We start from the raw sequence: 18997 nt of genomic DNA, 5'->3' as shown, positions 1-18997 counted from the left end.
ACGCGCGGTTCCAGCGCTTCGAAGCGGATCGCCGGCATCTGCGGCGCGCGCGGCGCCGGTCGAGCCGCCGCCTGCCCCGGTCGCGCCTGCCACTGCGCAGGACCAAAGGTCCGCAGCAGGGCCGACATGAGCGGCGACAGGGTCAGGTTGCGAAGACGGTCTGGACGGTCGTTCTTGTCGATGGCGTTGCGCATGGAAATGCTCCTTGAGGTTACCGATCACCGGCATGATGCAGGACGGCCTGGTTACACACTCAAGTTCCGTGCCAGAATCATACCCTTTGAAAACAAGGGGCGTGGGAGGAGCAACCGGATAAAGCGGACCGTTAACCGCACGCGGTTAATGTCACTATTTGACGAAAATTGTCATGTTAGGACGTCACGTTCCCCTGCTAACTTTCTATGTTATTTTCCAGCCCCGCCCGCAATTCCAGGGAAATTGGCCTTGCATTTGACACCGCTCGGGATTTCCAGCTTGCTATTGGGCATCTCCAACAGCACGACGAAAGTGCCGCTGGCCGCATCGATCATCCGATCTACGGATTTGACCTTGGCCGTGTAATGCCCATTGGCCGGAATTTCAGGCACTACTTCGACGGCCATGCCCAGCGCAATTTTGCTGAAGACATCCTTCGGCAGAACGACGTGGACGCGCAGCGGATCAAGTTGTGCCACCTTCAAGACTGCTTTCTTGGCTGCACCCGGTTCGACCACTTCGCCGGGATAGGCCATTTGATCGACCACGACGCCGTCGAACGGACTGCTGATGGTACGCAGATTGAGCAGGCTGCTCTGTTGTTGATGTTCCAGTCGCGCGATCTGCCGGTTTTCGGTGGCAACCTTGAGTTCGGATTCAGCCAGTCTGAGTTCGGCTTCAGCATCGTCGCTATCTTGGGCCGACATCAGCTTTTCGTTCGCCATGACCTGCCGCCGGTTGAATTTCCGTTTGGCGAACTCGATTTTGCTTTCAGCCATACGTGTCGGGCCAATCTGTTCCGATTTGAAGCGCGCCAACTCGGCAGCGGCTGCTTCCGCACGTGATTCGAGTGCCGCAAGTACCTGACCTTTACTGATTCGGTCCGCACGTTTTACCAGAACTTTTACCAGCAGCCCGACCACCGGACTAGCCAATTCAACCGTCTGGACAGGTTCAATAAGGCAGTTAAACGAAGAGGCAAAGGAAGAGGATGCAGGCGACAAGACGAGCAAAAATCCCGTGATGACACAACGAATGAGGTTAGCCAAGCTTCTGGAAGAAGGCATGTTTATCGAATTGGGAGAAGGGCGCAGGAAATGCCAAGGCTTTTAATGGACCAATTCGGCGCTAATCCAGCGCAAGGCAAAGCTGCCTTTACCGTCAGGCCGATGCAGGGCGGATACATTTTAAAAATTCTTCGAGCTTCGCAGGTTCACCCGGCCAATCTATCATGGTATATTAACCCTGTCGATAGCAAATCACCTAAACCGAAAGGTTCGGTGTGGCAGGTGGTGTCGTGCTTGACACTAAATTCGCTGAACTGCTAGACACATTTTTAAGTCGACATGGAACTTCAAGACGCTACAATTGCCATACCGCACCGCCACAAGCGCCGTTCCTCCCGATTAACAACGCACTTTAAGGATGATAATGACAAACTCGCCTCGTTTGGCCATGCTAGCCATGGTCGCTACCACCCTGCTCTCGGCCCCGGCCTTTGCACAGGACGCCGGCACACTCAAAAAGATCAAGGAAACCGGTGTTATCACGCTCGGTCACCGCGAGTCTTCGATACCTTTCTCCTATTACGATGACAAGCAACAGGTCATTGGCTACTCGCAGGAATTCATGCTCAAGGCCGTCGAAGCCATCAAGGCCGACCAGAAGTTGGACAAGCTCGAGATCAAGCTGATGCCGGTAACTTCGGCCAACCGTATCACCCTTATCCAGAATGGCACCGTCGATATTGAATGCGGATCGACAACCAATAACACCGAACGCCAGAAGCAGGTGGCTTTTTCGAATACGATCTTCGTCATCGGCACCAAGCTGATGGTGAAAAAGGATTCGGGGATCAAAGACTTCCCCGATCTGGCGGGTAAGAACGTGGTGACAACGGCAGGAACGACGTCCGAGCGCCTGCTGCGCAAGATGAACGAAGACAAAAAGATGGGCATGAACGTGATTTCAGCCAAAGATCACGGCGAATCCTTCCTGACTCTGGAAACCGGTCGCGCCGTAGCGTTCATGATGGACGATGCGCTGCTTTACGGTGAAACGGCGAAAGCCAAGCGCCCGGCGGATTGGGATGTGGTAGGCACCGCGCAATCGAAAGAAGCTTACGGGTGCATGGTACGCAAGGATGATGCTGCGTTCAAAAAGGTGGTCGATAGCGCAATTGCTTCCGTCATGGCCTCGGGCGACGCGGTCAAAATCTACAACAAGTGGTTCATGGCACCGATTCCTCCGAAAGGGCTCAATCTAAACATGCCGCTGTCAGATGAAATGAAGGCACTTTACAAAGCACCGAACGATAAGGCTTTCGAGTGATATAGCGACAGGCAAGGCGGGCTGTCTGGTCGGGAAGGCGCAAGCAGGCACGATTTTCGGGTGTAGGCTATGAAAATCGAGTGTGTAAGCGCCTTCCTCTTCGATTGTCTGTTGGTGCTGGGTTTTCGACAGTTCTGGTTTTGTGGAGAGCGTCATGGGGTATAGCTGGAATTGGGGTGTCTTCCTTCAGCCATCTGCGACGGGAGATGACACCTATCTAGGCTGGATGTTCTACGGTTTCAAGATGACTATTGGCCTGTCGCTATCGGCATGGCTTATGGCACTGTTCTTGGGTTCGATTATCGGTGTCTTGCGCACTGTTCCGAACAAGGTTCTGTCCGGCTTGGCGATGGCCTACGTTGAACTGTTTCGCAACATCCCCCTTCTGGTCCAGCTCTTTCTCTGGTATTTTGTGTTGCCGGAGCTATTGCCCGCCAGTCTTGGCAATGCCTACAAGCAAAGCAATCCGGTTGTTCAGCAATTTCTGGCCGCAATGATCTGCCTGGGCTTGTTTACCAGCGCCCGGGTTGCCGAGCAGGTACGATCCGGAATCAGTTCCTTGCCGCCCGGTCAAAAAAACGCCAGTCTGGCCATCGGTTTTACTCTGGCGCAGACCTATCGCTATGTAATGTTGCCCATGGCTTTTCGTCTGGTCGTGCCGCCGCTGACTTCGGAATTTCTTAATATTTTTAAAAATTCTGCCGTCTGTTCAACGATCGGCCTGCTTGAGCTTGCTGCTGAGGGAAGGCAACTCGTCGATTACACAGCGCAGCCCTATGAATCATTTATCGCTGTGACGTTAGCTTATTTGCTGATCAACGTAGTGGTGATGTTCTCTATGCGCTGGCTAGAGGCCCATGTGCGGGTACCCGGCTATATCGGAGGCAAGTGATATGTACGAATTCGACTGGTCCTCTATTCCCGGCGCCCTGCCTTTTCTCGTGCAGGGCATGTATATTTCGCTAGAGATCACAGCTATCGCGATTGTTGTCGGCATTGTCTGGGGGACCTTGCTGGCCATGATGCGGCTCTCGTCGGTTACCGCGCTTTCCTGGTTTGCCGCCGGTTACGTCAATCTCTTCCGCGCTGTGCCGCTGGTTATGGTGCTGTTGTGGTTCTTTCTTATGATTCCGCATATGCTCGAAAGCATTTTCGGTTTCCCGCGCGGCAGCGACATGCGGCTGGGGTCGGCGATTGCCGGGTTTGCGTTGTTCGAGGCCGCCTATTATTCAGAAATCATCCGTGCCGGCATCCAATCAGTTTCCAAAGGCCAGATGGCGGCGGCTAACGCGCTGGGAATGACCTACGGGCAATCGATGCGCTTGGTCGTTTTGCCACAGGCTTTCCGCAATATGGTGCCCTTGCTGCTGACGCAAGGCATCATCCTGTTTCAGGATACATCCCTAGTTTATGTCTCGGCGCTAGCCGACTTCTTCGGTGCGGCCTACAAGGTCGGTGATCGAGATGGGCGCTTGGTCGAGATGCTTCTTTTTGCGGGCGCGGTCTATTTCGTGCTCTGCTTTACCGTTTCGCAACTGGTGCGCTACTACCAGAAAAAACTTAAGACGGCTTGAGGCCGTTTGAAAAACGTTCTCAGGAGAACCTCAGATGATTGCGATAAACAAGGTCAGCAAGCACTACGGTGCCTTTCAGGTGTTGACCGACTGTACGACTCACGTGAACAAAGGCGAGGTGGTGGTTGTCTGCGGCCCTTCCGGGTCGGGAAAATCCACGCTGATCAAATGCGTGAATGGTCTGGAACCGTTCCAGTCCGGCGAGATTACCGTGAATGGTGTGTCGGTCGGCGATCCGAAGACCGATTTGCCGAAGTTGCGTTCACACGTTGGCATGGTCTTCCAGAATTTTGAACTCTTCCCGCACATGTCGATTGTCGAGAATCTGACCGTGGCCCAGATCAAGGTTCTGGGACGTGACAAGCCCGAAGCCGATGAGAAGGGGATACAGCTGCTTGACCGCGTTGGGCTGAAAGTCCAAGCTCTGAAATATCCGGGACAACTCTCCGGTGGACAGCAGCAGCGGGTAGCGATTGCGCGTGCGCTGGCCATGGACCCGATTTGCATGTTGTTCGACGAACCCACCTCGGCGCTCGATCCCGAAATGATTAACGAGGTGCTCGATGTCATGACCGAACTGGCGCAGGAAGGCATGACCATGATGTGTGTCACGCACGAAATGGGTTTTGCCAAACGCGTCGCCAGCCGGGTCGTCTTCATGGATCACGGTCACATCGTCGAGGACGACCTCAAGGACGCCTTTTTTGCTAACCCCCGTTCAGAGCGAGCGCAGCAGTTTCTGGCAAAAATATTGCATCACTGATTTCTATTGTCGTAACCCAAATTTGAGACCAAGGCTCTGTTTACAAACTGGTTGCTTCCAGCGCAGGTGTACAGCAATTATCGACTACCCTCGCAACACTTTTCTGAATGAAGCCCGAGCAGTAAGAGGAGTCGATCGTGAAGAACGTATTTTCAGAGAGGAGTAACTGCCATCGCCAGCCTCATTCGCGCCTGTTGCGCCATATTAATTATTCTCTTGTCGTGTTCAGCCCATGCGGTCGGCACCTTGGAAAAGGTGGTGGCGTCAGGTAGCGTCACGCTAGGCTATCGTGATTCATCAGCGCCGTTCTCCTATCTGGACGAACGTCGACGGCCAATTGGTTATTCGATTGACATCTGCATGAAAGTCGTGGAGGCGATAAGGCGCGAATTGAAACGCCCAGACCTTGCCGTTAAGTTCACTCCAGTTACGTCAGCTTCGCGTCAACAGGCGTTGATTTCCGGCGATATTGACCTGGAGTGCGGCTCAACAACCGCCACGGCAGAGCGGCGCAAAATTGTCTCCTTCACCATTCCGACTTTTTTTGCCGCGACACGCCTGATGACTCGCGAAACGAGCGCTATCAAGTCGATCTACGATCTGGCTGGGAAAACGGTGGTTACCACCAAGGGAACCAGCAGTGAAAAATTTTTCAACGAACTTAACTTGGCTCGATCGCTACGCACAGCTCTTGTTCTCGGCAAGGATCACGCCGAGTCCTTTTCCACGCTTGAAGCGGGCAAAGCTGATGCCTTCATCATGGACGACGTGCTGCTCTACAGCCTGCGAGCAGCCTCCAAAGACCCCGCCAAGTATGTGATTACTCGCGACGCACTGACCGTCGAGCCGCTCTCGCTCATGCTGCGCAAAGATGATTGGGCTTTCAAGAAAGTGGTTGATAACGAAGTCATTCGTATCATCCTGCAAGGTGAAATCAACGCCATCTATCGCAAATGGTTTGAATCGCCGATCCCACCGCAACAGATCAACCTCAATCTGCCAATGAGCTATATGCTGCGTGACTCATTCAAGGTACCAACCGACTGGATACCAGAATAAAGGTTATTGGATTAATGGAGCGGGCGATGGGAATCGAACCCACGGCTCTAGCTTGGGAAGCTAGGGTATTGCCATTATACGACGCCCGCAGAGCACCGTCATTCTAACGTAGACGGGCCAAAGTTCACACGAGGACGCTGCAAGTTCACTGCTTACACTTTAAGATCACTGCTGTCCGGTTAAATTGAAGGGTGAACTGCTGTAAGCCATGAATGACAATGGTTGCCGAGCAACGATGGGTGTCTCCGATTTGAAATTAAAACTGAGGTTCCCGCAGAATTCCGAGCTTTGGCTCGGAGACTGCAATGAACACCGGCAAGACGCTGTTCGCCCAGATCATGGACTTTCTGCCGTGGAAGACCTTTCATCGGATCGTGGCGCGTCATGGTGGCGACAAAGGAGTGCGGTCGCTGACCTGCGCGGAACAATTCCGAGCGATGGCCTTTGCGCAGCTGACGTACCGCGAGAGCCTGCGGGATATCGAAGCCTGCTTGCTGGCCCAAGCGGCCAAGCTTTACCACATGGGGTTTCGCGAACCGGTAGCCAAATCGACCTTGGCGGACGCGAACGAGTCGCGCGACTGGCGCATCTGGGAGACCTTTGCCGGACGCCTGATCATTCAGGCTCGCGAGTTGTATCTGAGCGAAGACTTGGGGCTCGATCTGACCAACACCGTCTATGCCTTGGATTCGACGACCATCGACTTGTGCCTGTCGGTGTTTCCGTGGGCGCACTTTCGTACCACCAAAGCGGAGGTGAAGATGCACACCTTGCTCGACCTGCTGGAACTGGAGGCCGGGGCCATCTACGTGATGGATCACGGCTACGTCGATTTCGCTCGTTTGCATGCGTTGCATCTGGCCGGGGCCTTCTTCGTCACGCGGGCCAAGTCGAACATGAAGTGGCATCGCGTCTACTCGATGCCGACGGACAGAACCATTGGCATCATCTGCGATCAGCACATTGCGTTGGATGGTTTTTATACGCAGCAAGACTACTCGGGTGCGATTCAAACTGATGTGGCAAGTTGATCATGCTGTTTTTTTGAAATTTGCTGCCAATAGGTGTCCCAGAGTCGGTTTGCGCGATTGAGCCGCAACGCCAGCATATGCTCGGCATTGTCCGCACGCCACCAAGCGCCGTGGCGCTTCATGCGCTGTTGGACGATGTAGCGGTGGGCGCTTTCAATTTCACCGGAACCAATGGGCAAATCGCGCTCGATTGCGTCTTGATAATTGAGTTGGCCTGGTCGGTTATTGAAGTAGCGGTGGCACTGCCTCACCGGTGCCTCGCTGTCCTGTACCGCAGGGGATTCAAGATGCGTTTGCAGTTGGTGCAGTACTGCGTTGGCTTGGCTCGTTTTGAGCCGGGTTTTCTGCTCGCCCATCCACGTTTTTGCGCCTGCTCATCGCGGTGGATGGCCTTCCCAGCAGCACCCAGGTAGTCGCACGCATGAAAGAAATCGACCAGGTAGCTGCCCTGCGCGCCAAATCTCTTCTCAATCTGATCGGCTATCCATGGCGCGCCATCGCCGACGCCATGGATCGGCGTGTCTGTGCCAAAGCCAGCCTGGATCGCACAGTCAAAAAGGCATTGCCCGACCGCGTCAACATCACCCTGTAACGTGCCGCCAAAGGTCAGTGTTTTACTCCCCTGCGTGTGTGCAAGACATATTTTGCCTCGCGCCACAGCAGCTTCTTGCCTTTGCGTTTGTCGGCCCGCTTCTCATCAATCTCTACGATGGGCACCATGCCACCATCTGTTTCCACAATGATTGCGGTGCTGATCCCCGGTTGGGTAGGCCAGCCCTGCGCCGGCGGGTTTGCCTCAAATATCGCTTGGGCATGACCTTCGGTGATGCGGGCAATGGTGCTTTCACTCAACATCACGCCGTAGTGTTCAACGACCTTATCCATGGCCTGCGCAAAGGGTTGGTCAGCACCGAAATCGGTCACTACGCGCTGGAGCGGGCCCGAGCAGCCACGGTTGCTGACCCCAGCACTTTGCGCAAACGGGCGGACTCTTTTGCTGCCCTTCCGGTATTGGGGCTCGTCGATGCTGATATCGCAAAAGGTGGTGTGCCAGCAGAGTTTTTTTACCCTCGCTCCATACGCCAGCGGTTTGTTTGACTTCTTGCGAAGTTTTGTCCACTTGCCGTTTGGCCCAGGACTGAAGCGCAACCTTGCCGGTCTGACGCATTTCCTGAATAACCCGCATTTCAGCCGCATCGGCACTCTTCAGATCCCCTGTCTCATCTTCGACCGACAGCAGCAACGACTCCATTCGACTTCGCAGATCAGGATGCGCACTCAATCTTCTTACAAACTCCGCATCACTCAATAACAGATCGGTCATGTCGAAACTCCTTGGGTGGTGGATAGGGCGAGATTACTCCACATCAGTTTGAATCGCACCCGGACTACCCTGCTCAGTTGCGCCGGGTTCGCTTCAACGATCCCGACACCGGCAAGACGCTCATCTTCATTACCAACCAGGTGACTTTGCCGGCCATGACGATCTGCGCGCTTTACAAGAACCGCTGGCAGGTCGAACTGTTCTTCAAGTGGATCAAGCAGCATCTGCGGATCAAACGGTTTTTCGGAACCTCGGAGAATGCGGTCAAGACGCAAATCTGGATCGCCGTATCGGTTTATGTGCTCGTCGCCATCATCAAAAAGAAGTTGCAATTGGATGCCTCGCTCTACACTTTGCTACAGATTATGTCGGTCACCCTTTTCGAGAAGATGCCCTTGCAGCAAGCCTTTCCAGCCAGCGAGTACATTCCCCCAGAGGGTGTGCCATGCAACCAACTGAATCTATTCATGATTTAACCGGACAGCAGTGTCGTTACCCATAAAAACAAAAACCCCGGACTTTCCGCTGCAACTACGGATTGCCGGGGTTTCTCTTTCCGTTTCATCGTGGGTCGTCCTCAAAAATTAGTCAGGTAGCGTCAAAATCTGTTTGACGGCTGCCACCCGGGCCATGTGCAGGCGCTTGGGGATCTGTGACGAATCGCTGCAACTGTGCGCAATCGCTGCCGCATTAACTGCCTGTACTGCATCCAGCGCCCTGAGAAACAGCCCTGCCCCGAGGGGCGTCTTTTCTTCCCAGCCCAGGCGGCCATGGTGGTCGCAGGTGCAGGCCTCAAGGAGTTGTTTGAAGCGTTGCGGTCGACGCAAGGCATCGGTGTTTTCCAGCAGTCTGGTAATGGTTGCAGCGCGCAGTTCGGGGCCACGGCGAATGTCGCCGTGATAACGTGCCACCAGGCGGGCCAGGTCGCGGCACTCGGCCGGGGGCTTGAGGCGTGCACACACTTCGTCGACCAGCTTAGCGCTACGCGCCTCATGCCCTGTGTGGCGGGGAAGTTCCGCAGTTGGCGTCAAGCCTTTGCCAAGATCGTGCAGGAGTACGGCGAAGCGGACCGGCAAGGCATAGCCGTACTGGGCTGAATGATCAAGCGCCATCATGACATGCACGCCGGTATCGATTTCCGGATGGAAATCGGCGCGCTGCGGCACGCCGAACAGGCGGTCGAGTTCGGGCAATAGGCGCGCCAGGGCACCGCATTCGCGTAGCACTGCGATCATGCGTGAGGGTTTCGCTTCCATCAGGCCTTTGGCCAGCTCCTGCCAGACTCGTTCGGCGACCAGATGATCGGCCTCGCCGCTGCTCACCATCTGGCGCATTAGGTCGATGGTTTCCGGCGCTACGGAGAAATCAGTGAACCGCGCGGCGAAGCGGGCGATGCGCAGAATACGCACTGGGTCTTCAACGAAAGCCGGTCCGACGTGGCGCAGTATGCGCGCCTCAAGATCGGCGACGCCGTGAAAGGGGTCGGTCAGTACGCCATCAGCGGAACGGGCGATGGCATTGATGGTGAGGTCGCGACGCGCCAGGTCGTCTTCGAGACTGACTTCAGGCGCCGCGTGAAAGGCGAAACCCGTGTAGCCGTGGCCGGACTTGCGCTCGGTGCGGGCGAGTGCATATTCCTCGTGCGTCTGCGGGTGCAAAAAGACCGGGAAATCCTTGCCCACTGCTTTAAAGCCACGCGCCAGCATTTCTTCGGGTGAAGCGCCGACGACCACGTAGTCACGATCCTGCACTGGCAGGCCAAGCAACTCATCGCGGACAGCACCGCCGACCGTGAAGATCTGCATGGCGCCGGCGAGCGCCTACTTGGCTGTTTCGCTCAGCGCACCGGCCCGCCATTCCTGCATGGCCGGTAGCCCGCAGATGGCTTCAACCCAGTCACGCGAGGCTGGAGGAAGTTCAACAGCATAGGTCTTAAAACGCCAGACGACGGGGGCAAACATCGCATCAGCAATCGAAAAACGGCCAAACAGGAAGGGGCCTTCCGCGGCAAAACGACGGCGGCAGCTTTCCCAGATGGCAACGATGCGTGCGATGTCGGCCAGCACTTCGGCCGTGCGCTCGTCATAGGGCTTCGAGGCGTTGATCTCCATCGGCATGCTCTGGCGCAAAGCACTGAAACCGGCGTGCATTTCGGCAGAAACAGAGCGCGCCTCGGCCCGAACCCGGGCGTCGGATGGCCACAGGGATGGCGATTTCTCGGCAAGATATTCGCAAATCGCCAGCGAATCCCAGACCAGTAGATCGCCGTCGATCAGGCAAGGCACTTTGCCCGAAGGCGAATACTTGTAGATCTGCGCCTTGGTCCCGGCTTCGTTGAGGCGAATGGCTATTTCTTCAAAGGGCAGTCCGGCCTGTTTGATGGCCAGCCAGGGCCGGAGGCTCCATGACGAGTAGTTACGGTTGCCAATGACAAGTTTCAACATTAGAAAATTTCCTATGAACGCTATGAACGCCTTGCACGACAGCGGTAGCCGTCAAGACGCGGTTGCAGACTGAGTGCAGAAAGGTAGGCTGGAGCTACCGCTTCCAGACGCTTGGGATGCCAGTCAGGGTAGTTGCAATGACCATTGCTGGTATTGTCGATCTGCATTGAACGCAGATTATCCAGTGACATCGGCGGATTGGGCAGCAGTCCCAGCATACACGCCTGCAGGCGGGCCAGAGTGTCGGGCAGCTTGATCACCAGAGGGCGCCTGCCGATCAGGCTGGCGGTGTACTCGACCAGTTCGCGCAGGGTGTAGACCTTGGGACCGCACAGTTCATAGATCTGGCCAAAGGTGGCGTGATCGCCCAGGCACCCGGCAAAGGCATCGGCCACGTCACCGACATAAACCGGCTGAAAGCGCGCGGCGGCGCCGGCTAACGGCAGGATGGGAAAGAGCCTGAGCAGGGTGGCGAAGGTGTTGAGGAAAGCATCGCCGGGGCCGAAGATGACCGACGGACGGAATACGGTGATATCGAATTCCCCACCGGCCGCGCACACCATGGCTTCGCCGTCGCCCTTCGAGCGCAGATAGGCCGATGGCGCATCAGACGCGGCCTTGAGTGCGCTCATATGCACCAGGCGACGCACCCCGGCCTGCTTCATGGCAGCGAGAATTTTTCTGGGCAACTCGACGTGGGCGGCGGCAAACCGCTTGCCGTAAGGCTGGCTCGAATCCTTGTCGTGCAGAATGCCGACCAGATTGATCACGGCATCGACGCCGTGCACCAGCGAGGCTAGCGCCTGCGGATCATGCACATCGGCTTCAACCGTATAAACCGTTGGCAGCAAAATCAACTGTTTGGTGTTGTCGCGATGCCGAGTCGGGATAGTGACGCGAATTCCGCGCTCGGAAAGCCGGTTGGCGATCCAACTGCCGACGAAACCACTTCCGCCAATCAACAGTACCTTTTTAAGCTCCATAGCACCCTGACGATTGAATACGTTTCGAAGTGCGGATTCTACGGCAATTCTTCACCCTTTGGATCAAGAGTCGTGCGCGGCCCAATAATGCCGAGCCGGCTTTTGAGTGATTGCGGTTTGCCGTCAAACAGCGCCGAATAGTAGACCGAATTGCTCATTACTTTCTTCACGTAATCACGCGTCTCGTTGAACGGAATGGTCTCGGCGTAGACCGCTCCTTCCAGCGGACGATCGGCACGCCATTTGCGGGCGCGACCGGGGCCGGCGTTGTAGGCCGCAGAGGCCAGCACCGGGTGATTGTCCAGGCTCTCCATGACCAACCGCATATAGGTCGTGCCGAGTAGTACGTTGGTCTGGGTATCATTCACCTGGCTCTGATGAAAATCCTTGAGGCCAATTTTCTTGGCCACCCACTTGGCTGTCGCCGGCATCAGTTGCATCAGGCCGGACGCACCGACCGTTGATTTGGCATTGGTCACGAAGCGACTCTCCTGACGCATCAGGCCGTAAACCCAGGCATCGTCAAGGGCCTGGCTCTTTGCCGCTGGGCGCACCTGCTCGCTGTACGGCGACAGGTAGCGCAGCGAATAGTCGTGTTCGTTCCTGGTGCGATCAGCAGCGGCAATGGCACGATCATAAATGCCGGCGCGCTGGGCAATATCCGAAGCCGCCAGCAGTTCACGATCACTCATGGCGCGCAGTGCCCAGTTCCATTCCTTGACCCCCTCGCTGCGCAGACTGAGGCGAAACAGCGCGAGAGCACGCTGTACGCCCGGATTAGCCGCCACCTGGGCGTTCTCTTCGCGTGTTGGCGAAGCTGCCCGGGGCGGCGTCATGATCACCCGATCCAGCTCTTCATCCGCCAGATTACCGTAGAAATTCGACTGTCCGGCAATTTTGGCGAACAGTGTATTGGCGTCCCCAAGGCGTCCGCCGGCACGGTAGGCGCGCCCCAGCCAATAGACCCAGGGCGCCTGCTCAGCGAGTTCGGGCGGCATTTTTTCAATCGTCGAGCGCACTGTTCCCCAGTCCTGAACGCGCAATGCGGCGCGTACCTTCCACTGCGCCACCTCGTCGGAAAGCGGTGTGTCACCGGCTTTTCGATACCATTCAAGCGCCTCCGGCAGGTGTCGTTGAGCCGCCTGCCAGCCAATCTGGCCCCACGCCCAGGCTTTTTCACTGGCCTGCAAACGACTCGCTATCTTGTTCAACTGGTCAGACGCTATGTTTGGGTCATTGCGCGCAATGCGGCTGATGGCCAGCACCGCCAGTTCGCGATTCATCCGGCTACCGGCAAGGCTTGGCGGCAGTTTGACCAGCCACGGTAGCGGCGTATCACTCACTGCGAGCGCGGTGCGGGCATCTGGTGTCTGGCTGGGTGGCAGATAGTTCATGCTGTAGCGCGCGGCAGCCAACCTGTTGGCTTCAAACTGGCGCCGGATACGGGCCCAGACCTGGTCGGCCAGCACTCGTTTTTCCAGAATCAGCGCTTCGAGAACCGGATAGCAGGATTCGGGAGGTTCGATCAGGTTCAGCCAGAGCGGCATCACCTCGTCAAGAACCTTCGCATCGCCACGCGCGCGGCGGCTCTGCAAGGCATAACAGGAAAGCTCCTGATCCGCTTGGACGAGTTCCGGGTACTCGGCATCGAATTCGGCCCACTGCTGTTTTCTGCCGAGCAGCTTGAGCCAGTCAGAGCGTAGCTTGTCGGCGATATAGCTTTTTTCGTGGCGCGACAGGAAGTTCTTGATTGTCGCCGGATCGGTGGTGTTCAGATCAAGCAGAAGCCGCCAGTATTCAAGGTAGGCGGCAAGCTCATGGCCTTGCAATTCGGACGCGATGCGTTCTAACTTGGCGCGATCGCCTGCCCGGGCCGCGTCACGCGCGGCGAGAAAGCGCTCGTCGGCGTTGGCCGGTCCGCCCACCGCATGTGCCATAAGGCAAGGAAAGGCAAGGAGAAAAACTGCAAGACGAAACTTCATGATAAGCTGGAATCCCCGTAAACACTGACTTTCAGCATACCACATGAGCGCTGGATCACCGCCAGAAATGACCCCGGCCCAGCGCGCCGACTATCGTCGTGCGCTGCGCAAGCGGCTCGTGGATCGTCGCCTGGCGCTATCAGCAGACGTCTGTGCGGGTCTTTCAGCGACGATCTGCTCGCAGTTGCAAACGCACTTCCCGCAACTGGCCGGGATGCGCGTTGGTTTTTGCTGGCCGGTAAAAAATGAGCCGGATCTACGGCCGTTGATGACGACCTGGCTTGACTCTGGTCAGGCTGGATTCGCGGCGCTGCTGCCGGTAGTTCTCGCCGTCGACACCGCACTCGCCTTCCGGGCGTGGACGCCGGGTAGCGCGCTGATTGCCGACGGCTACGGGATTCCGACGCCAGCCGCCGGCGAATTTCTGCTGCCACAAGCCCTGCTACTCCCGGTTAATGCGTTTGATTCCGACGGCTACCGCATCGGTTATGGCGGCGGCTTCTTCGACCGCACGCTGGCTGCGCTCAAGCCTGCTCCCCTGTGCATCGGCGTCGGCTTCGAACTGGCGCGAGTGGACTCGATCCGCCCCGAGCCGCATGATGTCCGGCTAAACGCAATGGTCAGCGAAGCCGGGGTGTTCAAGTTCGATTAACCCAAACAGTCTCACCGCAAAGGCGCGAAGGACGCAGAGTGCCGCAAAGAACATCAAAAGCTTGGCTCTTTCTTGTTTTCTTTGCGATCTTTGCGCCTTTGCGGTGAGAGGTTTTGAGCCTAGTTTTGTTTCGCCTGATGCGCTCGCACGAAGGCTTCCAACTGGTCTGCCAGCATCGGTCGCGCAAACCAGTAGCCCTGAATCTCGTCGCAGTGAAATATGCGTAGCAGGTTAGCCAGTTCCTCGGTTTCGACACCTTCGGCAATCGTCTTGAGCTTCAGGCTGCTCGCCATCTGAATGATGGCGCGAACAATGGCTGCATCGTCCGGATCGGTCACCAAATCGCGGACAAAGGACTGGTCAATCTTCAGCTTATCGACGGCAAAGCGCTTCAGATAGGCAAGGCTTGAATAGCCGGTGCCGAAATCATCGACCGACAACCGCACGCCCAGTGCCTTCAGGCGGCGTACTGAATCCAGGGTAACTTCGGCATCCTGAATCAGGATTGATTCGGTCAGCTCGAGTTCAAGCCATTGCGCGTCCAGATCAGAAAGTACTAGCGCGTTGATCACGGTATTTACCAGGTCCTGACGCTTGAACTGCACGGCCGAAAGATTGACGGCCACCACAAAGGGCGGCAGACCAGCATCCTGCCAGGCACGTGCTTGACGACAGGCTTCCACTAGCACCCAGGCGCCGATCGGCACGATTATTCCGGAATCCTCGGCCACCGGAATGAAGCGGGCTGGCGATATCAAGCCATTGTCCGGACTGTTCCAGCGAATCAGCGCCTCGACACCGATGATCCCGCCTTCATGCAGGTCCAGTTGTGGCTGGTAATGCAAAATAAATTCCTTGTTCTCTAGCGCTTGCCGCAACTGGGTCTCCAGCGTCAGGTGCTCGACCACCTGCAGGTTCATCTGCTCGGTAAAGAAGCGATGCCCAGTGCGGCCAGCCTCTTTGGCGTGGTACATCGCGGTATCGGCTTTCTGCAGCAGAGCGTCGAATTCATCGCCGTCGTCGGGGTATAGCGCAATGCCAATCGAGAACGACGTGATCAGCGAGTGGTTGCCGAGCATGATTGGCTCGCCCATGCGCTGATGAATCTTGTCGGCGACACGCGCCACTGCCTCGCTATCACGCACATCGTTGAGGAGAATGATAAATTCATCGCCTCCCTGACGACTGATGGTATCCGACTCACGCACGCAGCTTTTGAGCCGCTCAACCACCTCCTTGAGCATGGCATCGCCCACCGGATGACCGAGCGAATCGTTGATCGTCTTGAAGCGATCGAGGTCAAGGAACATCAGGGCGACGCGACTTTGCGTGCGCGCAGCCAGGGCTTGTGCCTGAGCCATGCGGTCACGCAGCAGCAGGCGGTTGGGCAGCCCGGTTAACGGATCGTGATGGGCAAGAAACTCGATCCGCTGCTGCGTCGCCTGGCGCTCGGTCATGTCTGAGAAGGTCAACACCGCCCCACAGCGCACTTCATCGCCGATGCGTAGCGGTGCGGTGTTGACCTGCAACCAGCGAAGATTACCGTCCGTGGAGCGCAAACCCACCACCGCATCGCGCACTTCGCAACCGTCGCGCAGGGTGATGGTCGTCGGGTACTCGGAGTAAAGATAGGGCGTGCCGTCTTCGTGCAAGCGCTCAAGCCCGATGTCTTCAAGCCGATGACCCTGCAGACCGACCTCGGCGAAACCCAGCAATTCTTCGGCGACTCGATTCGCGAAAAGGAAGCTCCCTTCCGGCGAGATGATCGCCAGCCCCTCAACCATCACCGACATGGCCCCGCGAAAACGGCCCTCGCTTTCTTGGAGACGAAGCATCACCTGGCGCAACTCGGTAATGTTCTCCTTGATCATCACGTAGTTCGTGACCTTTCCTTCGTGATTCTTGATTGGCGAGACCAGCAGGCGATCCCAGCACTGCGTCCCGTCGCGCCGCTCGCTTTGCAACTCTCCCTGCCAGTTCTGCCCAGCCTCAATGCTTGCCCACAAGGACTGATAGATGGGCTGGTCGGCAAAGCCCGGTTGCATGATGCGCGCGTCCTGACCAATCGCTTCGGCGCGCGAGTAGCCCGAAGTCTCGATAAATTTTTCGTTAACGTACTCAATTCGACCGGTAAGGTCGGTAATATAAATCGATGCCGGGTTCTGCTCGACCGCCAGGGACAGCTTGTTGGCCCAGGCTTCGGCTGCTCGCCGCTGTTTCAGGTCGTCTTCATGGCTATGTTCCAGCGAATCAGCGAGCGCACTGCGGTCAAGGAGTCGGTGTAAATAAACGAGCAGCAACAAGGTCAGCAGTACGCCGACCAGGGGGACATAAACGACATTGCCTGGTGCGTTGGCCTCCAGCCAGGCGGGGCCCGCTTCAATCCTTACCGTCCATAGATTGCGCGCCAGTTCGAACTCCTGGCTATAGGACAGCGCAATGCCGGAGCGTGGCGAAGCCTCTTCGCCGGCCTTGGGCACCCAACGATGAATGAGTCGTCTGTCTGCCGGCAAGGTCTGGTCGAGAAGGCTAACGTGTAAACCATTTCGCGCTACCGCGGAATTGACTGCATCGAACAAATCGCCAACATCGAGCACGCAGAACAGCACGCCACGCACTGCGGCGCGCCGCTCATCACGCGTTGCCGGCACTGTGCCGTCGCGATAGACCGGAGCCATGATGGCCACGGTAACTTGTTTCTGCTTGTCGACAATCAACTGGCTTACTCCGCTGGCGGCTTGCCCTCCGGTGTCAATCGATTGCTCGATGACCGGACCGCGATTAGCTGCCGCATGAAGATTCAGCCCAAGCGCCTGGCGATTGACGTCGACCGGCAAGACAAAGAAAACCGGGTAATACCGCTCACGCGCCTTAAGAGGAAATAGATTGCCATCGGCATCGCGCTCGCTGATGGCAAAATCGTTGCCCCAAAGACGTCGCCCGCTCTGTTCAAACTGAGCTCGATCAGCGGCATTGACGGCCGGCATCCAGCCAAAGCTGCGTACTCCGGGCTGACCAAGCATCGGCTCGACGAATTTTTTGAAGACCGGCCAGTCGACCTTGCCAACGCTGTGAAACAGGCGTTGCAGGACAGTGAATTGCTTGAGCGGTTCGCTAAAAGCGTCGACGATCAAATCGGCACGCTCCTGGGCGTCACGCAGGAAACGCTGTTCCACCCGATCATTCGAACGGTTGATCATCTCTCGTGTCACCCAGGCCGTGGAAACTAGCCCCAGCAGTCCAACGATGACAAGAATCAGCAGCCGGTAATGCCGGCGGAAGGGGGATTGTCTGGAGAATGTCATTCGAAGCGTCGCACGAAGATGGGTGACCAATGTTTTGTTGAATCCCTGTTTGACTGTAGGTCAGCTTGCCAATTGTCTAGCGTTCTTGCGCGTGATCATGTGCTTCAGTCCGGCACTTTAACAAGGCCGGGGTTCCCGCTATATCCTCCGATCAAAAGGGTACAGATCGTTATCGGCAAGGTTTGGGGAAACTTGATGCCCTGGCAGAACAGGCCGTGGCCATTCGTTCAAGTGCAGAATCAAGGGTACTGCGTGGACAGCCAAAATTGAGCCGTACCCAGCCCGGCAAACCGAAATCGTCGCCTCGCGACAGCCCGACGCCGGCCGCTTCAAAAAATCTCGCAGGATTGGCTACATCCAGGCCGCGCGCGTCTATCCAGGCCAGATAGGTGGCTTCGACATGCGTCATGGTCAGCCCGCGCATCTCGGAAATGGCCGTAGTCACACGATCACGGTTGGCACGCAGCACGCTGATCAGCGCCGCCCGCCAGTCTTCGCACTCGCCATACGCCGCCTGCGCCGCCGTCAGTCCGAGAACGTTCACATCCGGAACAATGCCGCGCATCACGCCGGTAAAGCGGTTACGCAGCGCCGTATCGGAAATCACGGCAAATGCACAGCCGAGTCCGGGAATGTTGTAGGTTTTGGACGGCGCCATCAGGGTGATGCAGCGTCGGGCAATATCTGCATTTATCCTGGCCAGTGGAATGTGTTGCCGGCCGGCATCGAGAATGAGGCCGCAATGAATTTCATCGGAGCACACCACCAGATCGTGGCGCTCGCAGAAGGCCGCCAGTTCAGCGAGTTCGTCTTCGCGCCAGGCGCGACCGACCGGATTGTGCGGGTGACAGAGCAAAAGCAGGCGAGTCTGTGCAGTCAGGGCCGCTTCCATTGCAGCAAAATCCCAACCCCAGCAGCCATCAGCCAGACGCAAGCCGACCTGCGCGAGTCGCCGTCCGGAGAGACGAGGGGCAGAGAGAAAAGGGGGGTAAACCGGCGTTGCCGTCAGGACATCGCCGTCGACCGCACGGCAGGCCACATTGATTCCGGTGACCAGCCCGGGCAGCCAGACCAGCCATTCCGGCTCGACGCGCCACGCGTACTCGCGTTGCAAATACGCCAGTACGGTGTCGACCAGCGCCGGCCACGCTACCGGGTAACCAAGGCAGCCCTGCGCAATCCGCTTTTCGAGCGCCGCCAGGACGGCCGGTGGCGCGGCAAAATCCATGTCCGCCACCCACAGCGGCAGCACGTCCTTCCTTGCATATTTGTTCCATTTGAGCGAATCGCCATTGCGGCGATCAATGACATTGTCAAAATCATACATGTGACAGAACTCCTTCAACGTGCCCGG

General features: G+C 57.0%; 14 protein-coding genes, 1 tRNA gene and 3 pseudogenes. 8 read left to right on the top strand and 10 right to left on the bottom strand.

Features of this window, described 5'->3' with window-relative positions:
• Together Q1J43_RS07095 and Q1J43_RS07090 are read right to left on the bottom strand one after the other, a co-directional pair.
• The coding region (locus Q1J43_RS07095) for a hypothetical protein (RefSeq protein ID WP_301100292.1) at positions 1-194 on the bottom strand (194 nt) is incomplete at its 3' end.
• A gap of 210 nt (positions 195-404) precedes the next feature.
• Complete coding sequence (locus Q1J43_RS07090) at positions 405-1262, bottom strand: efflux RND transporter periplasmic adaptor subunit (RefSeq protein WP_301101731.1); 858 nt, start codon at positions 1260-1262, stop codon at positions 405-407.
• A gap of 364 nt (positions 1263-1626) precedes the next feature.
• On the opposite strand from Q1J43_RS07090, the gene Q1J43_RS07085 reads away from it, so the two are divergent.
• From Q1J43_RS07085 to Q1J43_RS07065, 5 genes are all read left to right on the top strand, one after another.
• Positions 1627-2526 carry a glutamate/aspartate ABC transporter substrate-binding protein gene (locus Q1J43_RS07085; RefSeq protein WP_301101730.1) on the top strand — a complete coding sequence of 300 codons (900 nt, stop codon included), beginning with the start codon at positions 1627-1629 and terminating at the stop codon, positions 2524-2526.
• A gap of 154 nt (positions 2527-2680) precedes the next feature.
• Positions 2681-3418 (top strand): amino acid ABC transporter permease, encoded by a 738-nt coding sequence (locus Q1J43_RS07080; RefSeq protein ID WP_301101729.1) that lies wholly within the window; start codon positions 2681-2683, stop codon positions 3416-3418.
• Position 3419: 1 nt separating this feature from the next.
• On the top strand, positions 3420-4100 hold the full coding sequence (gene gltK, locus Q1J43_RS07075; RefSeq protein ID WP_301101728.1) for a glutamate/aspartate ABC transporter permease GltK: 681 nt from the start codon (positions 3420-3422) through the stop codon (positions 4098-4100).
• A 34-nt stretch (positions 4101-4134) separates the two neighbouring features.
• Positions 4135-4863 carry an amino acid ABC transporter ATP-binding protein gene (locus Q1J43_RS07070; RefSeq protein ID WP_301101727.1) on the top strand — a complete coding sequence of 243 codons (729 nt, stop codon included), beginning with the start codon at positions 4135-4137 and terminating at the stop codon, positions 4861-4863.
• A gap of 258 nt (positions 4864-5121) precedes the next feature.
• Positions 5122-5922, top strand: a complete 801-nt coding sequence (locus Q1J43_RS07065; protein ID WP_301101726.1) for an amino acid ABC transporter substrate-binding protein — start codon at positions 5122-5124, stop codon at positions 5920-5922.
• A 15-nt stretch (positions 5923-5937) separates the two neighbouring features.
• Here the strand turns inward: Q1J43_RS07065 and Q1J43_RS07060 are convergent.
• Positions 5938-6011: transfer RNA gene (locus Q1J43_RS07060), tRNA-Gly, on the bottom strand.
• A 216-nt stretch (positions 6012-6227) separates the two neighbouring features.
• Between Q1J43_RS07060 and Q1J43_RS07055 the strand changes: the two are divergent.
• Positions 6228-6936: pseudogene (locus Q1J43_RS07055) on the top strand (IS4 family transposase); the annotation flags it as partial.
• Here the strand turns inward: Q1J43_RS07055 and Q1J43_RS07050 are convergent.
• A pseudogene (locus Q1J43_RS07050) lies at positions 6932-8277 on the bottom strand (ISKra4 family transposase). The pseudogenes Q1J43_RS07055 and Q1J43_RS07050 overlap by 5 nt on opposite strands.
• A gap of 62 nt (positions 8278-8339) precedes the next feature.
• Here Q1J43_RS07050 and Q1J43_RS07045 point away from each other — a divergent pair.
• Positions 8340-8753, top strand: a pseudogene (locus Q1J43_RS07045) (transposase); the annotation flags it as partial.
• Between the two features lie 108 nt (positions 8754-8861).
• Here the strand turns inward: Q1J43_RS07045 and Q1J43_RS07040 are convergent.
• The 4 genes from Q1J43_RS07040 to Q1J43_RS07025 are packed head-to-tail and all read right to left on the bottom strand — an operon-like array spanning position 8862 to position 13686.
• Entirely contained in the window at positions 8862-10082 is a 1221-nt protein-coding gene (locus Q1J43_RS07040; RefSeq protein ID WP_301101725.1) for a multifunctional CCA addition/repair protein, read from the bottom strand.
• A gap of 15 nt (positions 10083-10097) precedes the next feature.
• Complete coding sequence (locus tag Q1J43_RS07035) at positions 10098-10718, bottom strand: glutathione S-transferase family protein (RefSeq protein ID WP_301101732.1); 621 nt, start codon at positions 10716-10718, stop codon at positions 10098-10100.
• A gap of 23 nt (positions 10719-10741) precedes the next feature.
• Positions 10742-11704 (bottom strand): complex I NDUFA9 subunit family protein, encoded by a 963-nt coding sequence (locus Q1J43_RS07030; protein WP_301101724.1) that lies wholly within the window; start codon positions 11702-11704, stop codon positions 10742-10744.
• A 38-nt stretch (positions 11705-11742) separates the two neighbouring features.
• The gene (locus Q1J43_RS07025) at positions 11743-13686 is read right to left on the bottom strand and encodes a lytic transglycosylase domain-containing protein (protein ID WP_301101723.1); all 1944 of its coding nucleotides are present in this window, start codon (positions 13684-13686) and stop codon (positions 11743-11745) included.
• Between the two features lie 43 nt (positions 13687-13729).
• Between Q1J43_RS07025 and Q1J43_RS07020 the strand changes: the two genes are divergently transcribed.
• The gene (locus Q1J43_RS07020; protein ID WP_301101722.1) at positions 13730-14338 is read left to right on the top strand and encodes a 5-formyltetrahydrofolate cyclo-ligase; all 609 of its coding nucleotides are present in this window, start codon (positions 13730-13732) and stop codon (positions 14336-14338) included.
• Between the two features lie 119 nt (positions 14339-14457).
• Here Q1J43_RS07020 and Q1J43_RS07015 read toward each other — a convergent pair whose 3' ends face one another.
• Both Q1J43_RS07015 and Q1J43_RS07010 read right to left on the bottom strand, forming a co-directional pair.
• Positions 14458-17643, bottom strand: coding sequence for an EAL domain-containing protein (locus Q1J43_RS07015; RefSeq protein ID WP_301101721.1), 3186 nt, complete (start codon positions 17641-17643; stop codon positions 14458-14460).
• A gap of 169 nt (positions 17644-17812) precedes the next feature.
• Positions 17813-18970, bottom strand: a complete 1158-nt coding sequence (locus tag Q1J43_RS07010; RefSeq protein WP_301101720.1) for a PatB family C-S lyase — start codon at positions 18968-18970, stop codon at positions 17813-17815.
• Positions 18971-18997 lie beyond the last annotated feature (27 nt).

Origin of the sequence: Propionivibrio sp., from assembly GCF_029255185.1 — a bacterium.
In the GTDB taxonomy this organism is placed as follows: domain Bacteria; phylum Pseudomonadota; class Gammaproteobacteria; order Burkholderiales; family Rhodocyclaceae; genus Propionivibrio.
The sequence above is the reverse complement of the archived record's forward strand: the minus strand, read 5'-3'. Positions and strand labels throughout refer to the sequence as shown.

What these genes read in the sequence shown, in the direction of transcription:
- Q1J43_RS07070 (WP_301101727.1), top strand. Translation starts at nt 4,135, where the DNA reads ATGATTGCGATAAACAAGGTCAGCAAGCACTACGGTGCCTTTCAGGTG.
- Q1J43_RS07030 (WP_301101724.1), bottom strand. Translation starts at nt 11,704, where the DNA reads ATGGAGCTTAAAAAGGTACTGTTGATTGGCGGAAGTGGTTTCGTCGGC.
- Q1J43_RS07040 (WP_301101725.1), bottom strand. Translation starts at nt 10,082, where the DNA reads ATGCAGATCTTCACGGTCGGCGGTGCTGTCCGCGATGAGTTGCTTGGC.
- Q1J43_RS07080 (WP_301101729.1), top strand. Translation starts at nt 2,681, where the DNA reads ATGGGGTATAGCTGGAATTGGGGTGTCTTCCTTCAGCCATCTGCGACG.
- Q1J43_RS07085 (WP_301101730.1), top strand. Translation starts at nt 1,627, where the DNA reads ATGACAAACTCGCCTCGTTTGGCCATGCTAGCCATGGTCGCTACCACC.
- Q1J43_RS07015 (WP_301101721.1), bottom strand. Translation starts at nt 17,643, where the DNA reads ATGACATTCTCCAGACAATCCCCCTTCCGCCGGCATTACCGGCTGCTG.
- Q1J43_RS07025 (WP_301101723.1), bottom strand. Translation starts at nt 13,686, where the DNA reads ATGAAGTTTCGTCTTGCAGTTTTTCTCCTTGCCTTTCCTTGCCTTATG.
- Q1J43_RS07090 (WP_301101731.1), bottom strand. Translation starts at nt 1,262, where the DNA reads ATGCCTTCTTCCAGAAGCTTGGCTAACCTCATTCGTTGTGTCATCACG.
- Q1J43_RS07010 (WP_301101720.1), bottom strand. Translation starts at nt 18,970, where the DNA reads ATGTATGATTTTGACAATGTCATTGATCGCCGCAATGGCGATTCGCTC.
- gltK (WP_301101728.1), top strand. Translation starts at nt 3,420, where the DNA reads ATGTACGAATTCGACTGGTCCTCTATTCCCGGCGCCCTGCCTTTTCTC.
- Q1J43_RS07020 (WP_301101722.1), top strand. Translation starts at nt 13,730, where the DNA reads ATGAGCGCTGGATCACCGCCAGAAATGACCCCGGCCCAGCGCGCCGAC.